The sequence below is a fragment of the Streptomyces sp. NPDC089915 genome, from assembly GCF_040684675.1.
Lineage (GTDB): Bacteria > Actinomycetota > Actinomycetes > Streptomycetales > Streptomycetaceae > Streptomyces.
In genome coordinates, this window is record NZ_JBFBGN010000054.1 from 34575 (window position 1) to 42680 (window position 8106).

The following is an 8106-nucleotide window of genomic DNA, read 5'->3' on the forward strand; positions in this document are numbered from 1 at the left end:
TGCCTGACTTGCCCTGGTCTCGTTGGGGAGTAGGGTGATCTTCGTTGCCCCGACGCAGGGTCCGGAGATGATCCGCTCGGAGCACGGGGCCTTGACGAACGGCCAGCGGCGCGCAATTCTCAGACCCGTCGCGAGGTCACCTGGTTCGATCCGGGATCCGAGGCATGGATCGACTACGAAGAGGGCAGTACTCATACGCGCTCTGTGTGCGGGCGCTGCGGCAACGGCCGCGGTGTTGGTTGGACGCGGTGTTGGTTGAGGACGTGGGGAAGGGCCTGTTGCCGGTTTCCGGAAACCTGGTCTGGACATCAGTGAGCCAAGTGGCTACACTGACCCTTTGCGCTGCCTGTTAGCTGTCCCCTGCCCGTCGCCAGGGGCATGCCCACGCTCGAGCACACCGGATTGATACGCCCTGACCTGGTCTTTTAGTCCAGCTGGGGAGGCTCTGTCTTCTGTGTCGGCTGGGACCGGTACGCGCGTAGTGAGTCCGAGCCCTCGGAAGGACCCCCTCTTGGCCGCCTCGCGCAACGCCTCGACCAATACGAACACCGGTGCCAGCACCGCCCCGCTGCGCATCTCCTTTGCAAAGATCAAGGAGCCCCTCGAGGTTCCGAACCTCCTGGCGCTGCAGACCGAGAGCTTTGACTGGCTGCTCGGCAACGCCGCCTGGAAGTCTCGCGTCGAGTCGGCGCTTGAGAGTGGACAGGACGTCCCCACCAAGTCCGGTCTGGAGGAGATCTTCGAGGAGATCTCGCCGATCGAGGACTTCTCCGGGTCGATGTCGCTGACGTTCCGCGACCACCGGTTCGAGCCGGCGAAGAACTCCGTCGACGAGTGCAAGGAGCGCGACTTCACGTACGCGGCGCCGCTCTTCGTCACGGCCGAGTTCACGAACAACGAGACCGGTGAGATCAAGTCTCAGACGGTCTTCATGGGCGACTTCCCGCTCATGACCAACAAGGGCACCTTCGTCATCAACGGCACCGAGCGCGTCGTCGTGTCGCAGCTCGTCCGTTCCCCGGGTGTCTACTTCGACTCCTCCATCGACAAGACGTCCGACAAGGACATCTTCTCCGCCAAGATCATCCCTTCCCGGGGTGCCTGGCTGGAGATGGAGGTCGACAAGCGCGACATGGTCGGTGTCCGCATCGACCGCAAGCGCAAGCAGTCCGTCACCGTCCTCCTCAAGGCCCTCGGCTGGACCACCGAGCAGATCCTCGAGGAGTTCGGCGAGTACGAGTCCATGCGCGCCACCCTGGAGAAGGACCACACCCAGGGCCAGGACGACGCGCTGCTCGACATCTACCGCAAGCTGCGCCCGGGCGAGCCGCCGACCCGCGAGGCCGCTCAGACGCTGCTCGAGAACCTCTACTTCAACCCGAAGCGCTACGACCTCGCGAAGGTCGGCCGCTACAAGGTGAACAAGAAGCTCGGCGCCGACGAGCCGCTCGACGCCGGTGTGCTCACCACCGACGACGTCATCGCGACGATCAAGTACCTCGTGAAGCTCCACGCGGGCGAGACCGAGACGGTCGGCGAGTCGGGCCGGGAGATCGTCGTCGAGACCGACGACATCGACCACTTCGGCAACCGTCGTATCCGCAACGTCGGCGAGCTCATCCAGAACCAGGTCCGTACGGGTCTCGCCCGTATGGAGCGCGTCGTGCGCGAGCGCATGACCACCCAGGACGTCGAGGCGATCACGCCGCAGACCCTGATCAACATCCGGCCGGTCGTCGCCTCCATCAAGGAGTTCTTCGGCACCAGCCAGCTGTCGCAGTTCATGGACCAGAACAACCCGCTGTCGGGCCTGACGCACAAGCGTCGTCTCAACGCCCTCGGCCCGGGTGGTCTGTCCCGTGAGCGGGCCGGCTTCGAGGTCCGTGACGTCCACCCGTCTCACTACGGCCGCATGTGCCCCATCGAGACGCCCGAAGGCCCGAACATCGGTCTGATCGGCTCGCTGGCCTCCTACGGCCGCATCAACCCGTTCGGCTTCATCGAGACCCCGTACCGCAAGGTCGTCGAGGGTGTCGTCACCGACGAGGTCGACTACCTCACGGCCGACGAGGAAGACCGCTTCGTCATCGCCCAGGCCAACGCCGGCCTGAACGACGAGATGCGCTTCACCGAGAACCGCGTCCTGGTCCGCCGTCGTGGCGGCGAGATCGACTACATCGCCGGTGACGACGTCGACTACATGGACGTCTCGCCGCGCCAGATGGTGTCCGTCGCGACCGCGATGATCCCCTTCCTCGAGCACGACGACGCCAACCGCGCCCTCATGGGCGCGAACATGATGCGCCAGGCCGTTCCGCTCATCAAGGCGGAGGCCCCGCTCGTCGGCACCGGCATGGAGTACCGCTGCGCGGTCGACGCCGGCGACTCGATCAAGGCGGAGAAGGACGGTGTCGTCCAGGAGGTCTCGGCCGACTACATCACCGTCGCCAACGACGACGGCACGTACACCACGTACCGCGTCGCCAAGTTCTCCCGCTCGAACCAGGGCACCTCGGTCAACCAGAAGGTCATCGTCAACGAGGGTGACCGCATCATCGAGGCCCAGGTCCTCGCCGACGGTCCCGCGACCGAAGAGGGCGAAATGGCCCTCGGCAAGAACCTGCTCGTCGCGTTCATGCCCTGGGAAGGCCACAACTACGAGGACGCGATCATCCTGTCGCAGCGCCTCGTGCAGGACGACGTCCTCTCCTCGATCCACATCGAGGAGCACGAGGTCGACGCCCGTGACACCAAGCTGGGCCCCGAGGAGATCACCCGGGACATCCCGAACGTCTCCGAGGAGGTCCTCGCCGACCTCGACGAGCGCGGCATCATCCGCATCGGTGCGGACGTCGTCGCCGGCGACATCCTGGTCGGCAAGGTCACGCCCAAGGGTGAGACCGAGCTGACCCCGGAGGAGCGCCTGCTCCGCGCGATCTTCGGTGAGAAGGCCCGCGAGGTGCGTGACACCTCGCTCAAGGTGCCTCACGGTGAGATCGGCAAGGTCATCGGTGTCCGCGTCTTCGACCGCGAGGAGGGCGACGAGCTTCCTCCGGGCGTGAACCAGCTGGTCCGCGTCTACGTGGCCCAGAAGCGCAAGATCACCGATGGTGACAAGCTCGCCGGCCGTCACGGCAACAAGGGTGTCATCTCCAAGATCCTTCCGATCGAGGACATGCCCTTCCTCGAGGACGGCACGCCGGTCGACATCATCCTGAACCCGCTGGGTGTCCCGTCCCGAATGAACCCGGGTCAGGTCCTGGAGATCCACCTCGGCTGGCTCGCCAGCCGCGGCTGGGACGTCTCCGGCCTCGCGGACGAGTGGGCGCAGCGCCTCCAGGCGATCGGCGCCGACCAGGTCGCCCCCGGCACCAACGTCGCCACCCCCGTCTTCGACGGTGCGCGCGAGGACGAGCTGGCCGGCCTGCTCCAGCACACCATCCCGAACCGCGACGGCGAGCGCATGGTGCTCCCGACCGGTAAGGCGCGCCTGTTCGACGGCCGCTCCGGCGAGCCGTTCCCGGACCCGATCTCGGTCGGGTACATGTACATCCTCAAGCTGCACCACCTGGTCGACGACAAGCTCCACGCCCGTTCGACCGGTCCGTACTCGATGATCACGCAGCAGCCGCTGGGTGGTAAGGCGCAGTTCGGTGGTCAGCGCTTCGGTGAGATGGAGGTGTGGGCGCTTGAGGCATACGGCGCCGCGTACGCGCTCCAGGAACTCCTGACGATCAAGTCCGACGACGTGACCGGCCGCGTGAAGGTCTACGAGGCCATCGTCAAGGGCGAGAACATCCCCGAGCCGGGCATTCCCGAGTCCTTCAAGGTGCTCATCAAGGAAATGCAGTCGCTCTGCCTCAACGTGGAGGTGCTGTCCTCGGACGGCATGTCCATCGAGATGCGCGACACCGACGAGGACGTCTTCCGCGCGGCGGAGGAGCTCGGTATCGACCTGTCCCGGCGCGAGCCGAGCAGCGTCGAAGAGGTCTGACGGGCCTGGCCGGGGGATCGAGAAGATCCCCCGGCCGCCCCGGGACCGTTCAGACCATGATTGAGACTCGACCCCGAAAGAGGGATTGACGCACAGTGCTCGACGTCAACTTCTTCGACGAGCTGCGGATCGGCCTTGCCACCGCGGACGACATCCGAACCTGGTCGCACGGCGAGGTCAAGAAGCCGGAGACCATCAACTACCGCACCCTCAAGCCCGAGAAGGACGGACTCTTCTGCGAGAAGATCTTCGGTCCTACCCGGGACTGGGAGTGCTACTGCGGCAAGTACAAGCGTGTCCGCTTCAAGGGCATCATCTGTGAGCGCTGTGGCGTCGAGGTCACGCGCGCCAAGGTGCGTCGTGAGCGCATGGGCCACATCGAGCTCGCCGCTCCCGTCACCCACATCTGGTACTTCAAGGGCGTCCCGTCGCGCCTGGGCTACCTGCTGGACCTCGCGCCGAAGGACCTCGAGAAGGTCATCTACTTCGCCGCGTACATGATCACGTTCGTCGACGACGAGCGCCGTCAGCGCGACCTGCCGTCGCTGGAGGCCCACGTCTCCGTCGAGCGCCAGCAGATCGAGAACCGCCGCGACGCCGACCTCGAAGGCCGCGCCAAGAAGCTCGAGAGCGACCTGGCCGAGCTCGAGGCCGAGGGCGCCAAGGCCGACGTGCGCCGCAAGGTGCGCGAGGGTGCCGAGCGCGAGATGAAGCAGCTGCGCGACCGTGCGCAGCGCGAGATCGACCGTCTGGACGAGGTCTGGTCGCGCTTCAAGAACCTCAAGGTCCAGGACCTCGAGGGCGACGAGCTCCTCTACCGCGAGCTGCGTGACCGCTTCGGCACGTACTTCGACGGCTCGATGGGTGCCGCGGCGCTGCAGAAGCGCCTGGAGTCCTTCGACCTGGAGGAGGAGGCCGAGCGCCTCCGCGAGATCATCCGTACCGGCAAGGGCCAGAAGAAGACCCGTGCGCTCAAGCGCCTCAAGGTCGTCTCCGCGTTCCTGCAGACCAGCAACAGCCCCAAGGGCATGGTGCTCGACTGCGTGCCGGTCATCCCGCCGGACCTCCGTCCGATGGTGCAGCTCGACGGTGGCCGCTTCGCGACCTCCGACCTGAACGACCTGTACCGCCGCGTCATCAACCGCAACAACCGCCTGAAGCGCCTTCTCGACCTCGGTGCCCCCGAGATCATCGTGAACAACGAGAAGCGCATGCTCCAGGAGGCCGTGGACGCCCTCTTCGACAACGGTCGTCGTGGTCGCCCGGTCACCGGTCCCGGCAACCGTCCCCTGAAGTCCCTCAGCGACATGCTGAAGGGCAAGCAGGGTCGATTCCGCCAGAACCTCCTCGGCAAGCGCGTGGACTACTCCGCGCGTTCCGTGATCGTCGTCGGTCCGCAGCTGAAGCTGCACCAGTGTGGTCTGCCCAAGGCCATGGCGCTGGAGCTCTTCAAGCCGTTCGTGATGAAGCGCCTGGTCGACCTGAACCACGCGCAGAACATCAAGTCGGCGAAGCGCATGGTCGAGCGCGGCCGCACGGTCGTGTACGACGTGCTCGAAGAGGTCATCGCCGAGCACCCGGTCCTGCTGAACCGTGCGCCCACGCTGCACCGCCTCGGCATCCAGGCCTTCGAGCCCCAGCTGGTCGAGGGCAAGGCCATCCAGATCCACCCGCTCGTCTGCACCGCGTTCAACGCGGACTTCGACGGTGACCAGATGGCCGTGCACCTGCCGCTCTCCGCGGAGGCGCAGGCCGAGGCCCGCATCCTGATGCTGTCCTCGAACAACATCCTCAAGCCGGCCGACGGCCGTCCGGTCACGATGCCGACGCAGGACATGGTCCTGGGTCTGTTCTTCCTGACCACCGACGGTGAGCTCCGTGACGTCAAGGGCGAGGGCCGCGCGTTCGGCTCGACCGCCGAGGCGATCATGGCGTTCGACGCCGGCGAGCTCGCGCTGCAGTCGTCCGTCGACATCCGCTTCCCGGTGGGCACCATCCCGCCGCGCGGCTGGGTGGCGCCGGTCGCCGAAGAGGGCGAGCAGGAGTTCCAGCCGGGCGACAGCTTCCGTCTGAAGACGACCCTGGGTCGCGCGCTCTTCAACGAGCTGCTGCCCGAGGACTACCCGTTCGTCGACTACTCGGTGGGCAAGAAGCAGCTCTCCGAGATCGTCAACGACCTGGCGGAGCGCTACCCCAAGGTCATCGTGGCGGCGACGCTCGACAACCTGAAGGCGGCCGGCTTCCACTGGGCGACCCGTTCGGGCGTCACCGTGGCCATCTCCGACGTCGTCGTGCCCGAGGCCAAGAAGGCCATCGTCGCGGGCTACGAGGCGATGGACGAGAAGGTCCAGAAGCAGTACGAGCGCGGTTTGATCACCAAGGACGAGCGCACGCAGGAGCTCATCGCGATCTGGACCAAGGCGACCAACGAGGTTGCCGAGGCGATGAACGCGAACTTCCCCAAGACGAACCCCATCTTCATGATGGTTGACTCGGGTGCCCGAGGAAACATGATGCAGATGCGACAGATCGCCGGTATGCGTGGTCTGGTGTCGAACGCGAAGAACGAGACCATCCCGCGTCCGATCAAGGCGTCCTTCCGTGAGGGCCTCACCGTTCTGGAGTACTTCATCTCCACGCACGGTGCCCGTAAGGGTCTGGCGGACACCGCCCTGCGTACCGCCGACTCGGGTTACCTCACCCGTCGTCTGGTGGACGTCTCGCAGGACGTCATCATCCGCGAGGAGGACTGCGGCACCGAGCGCGGCCTCAAGCTCAAGATCGGCGCCAAGGACGAGACGGGTGTCCTCCGCAAGGCGGACGACGTCGAGACCTCCGTGTACGCCCGCATGCTGGCCGAGGACGTCGTCATCGACGGCAAGGTCATCGCGCCGGCGAACGTGGACCTCGGTGACGTGCTCATCGACGCCCTCATCGCGAACGGCGTCGAGGAGGTCAAGACCCGCTCGGTCCTGACCTGTGAGTCCGCCGTCGGCACCTGTGCCTTCTGCTACGGCCGCTCGCTGGCCACCGGCAAGCTGGTCGACATCGGTGAGGCGGTCGGCATCATCGCCGCCCAGTCCATCGGTGAGCCCGGTACCCAGCTGACGATGCGTACCTTCCACACCGGTGGTGTGGCCGGTGACGACATCACGCAGGGTCTGCCGCGTGTGGTCGAGCTCTTCGAGGCCCGTACCCCGAAGGGTGTCGCCCCGATCTCCGAGGCCGCCGGCCGCGTGCGGATCGAGGAGACCGAGAAGACGAAGAAGATCGTCATCACGCCCGACGACGGCAGCGAGGAGACGGCGTTCCCGATCTCCAAGCGCGCCAAGGTCATCGTGCACGAGGGCGACCACGTCGAGGTGGGCCAGAAGCTCACCATGGGTGCCACCAACCCGCACGACGTGCTGCGCATCCTCGGCCAGCGTGCCGTCCAGGTCCACCTGGTCGGCGAAGTCCAGAAGGTCTACAACTCGCAGGGCGTGTCGATCCACGACAAGCACATCGAGATCATCATCCGGCAGATGCTCCGCCGCGTGACGATCATCGAGTCCGGCGACGCGGAGCTCCTCCCGGGCGAGCTCGTCGAGCGCTCCCGCTTCGAGACCGAGAACCGTCGTGTGGTCACCGAGGGCGGTCACCCCGCCTCCGGCCGTCCGCAGCTGATGGGTATCACCAAGGCCTCGCTGGCGACGGAGTCCTGGCTGTCGGCCGCCTCCTTCCAGGAGACGACCCGAGTTCTGACGGACGCGGCGATCAACGCCAAGTCCGACAGCCTCATCGGCCTCAAGGAGAACGTCATCATCGGTAAGCTCATCCCGGCCGGTACGGGTCTGTCCCGCTACCGCAACATCCGGGTCGAGCCGACCGAAGAGGCCAAGGCCGCGATGTACTCGGCCGTCGGCTACGACGACATCGACTACTCCCCCTTCGGCACCGGCTCCGGCCAGGCTGTCCCGCTGGAGGACTACGACTACGGCCCGTACAACGGCTAAGAGCTCGTAAGAGGAAGCCCCCCACCGCTCCGAGAGGAGAGGTGGGGGGCTTCTTCGTGTCCGGGGGAGGGGGGCCGGGCGGGCCGCCGCGGGGAGGGCGGCGGCCCCCGCCCCCGC

Annotated in this window: 2 protein-coding genes; both read left to right on the forward strand. The window is 66.3% G+C overall.

Going from position 1 to position 8106, the window contains the following annotated elements; genetic code table 11:
• Positions 1–511: 511 nt before the first annotated feature.
• The gene (gene rpoB / locus AB0O29_RS18225; protein WP_365152799.1) at positions 512–3994 is read left to right on the forward strand and encodes a DNA-directed RNA polymerase subunit beta; all 3483 of its coding nucleotides are present in this window, start codon (positions 512–514) and stop codon (positions 3992–3994) included.
• Between the two features lie 95 nt (positions 3995–4089).
• Entirely contained in the window at positions 4090–7989 is a 3900-nt protein-coding gene (locus AB0O29_RS18230) for a DNA-directed RNA polymerase subunit beta' (RefSeq protein ID WP_365152801.1), read from the forward strand.
• The last annotated feature ends 117 nt before the right edge of the window (positions 7990–8106 follow it).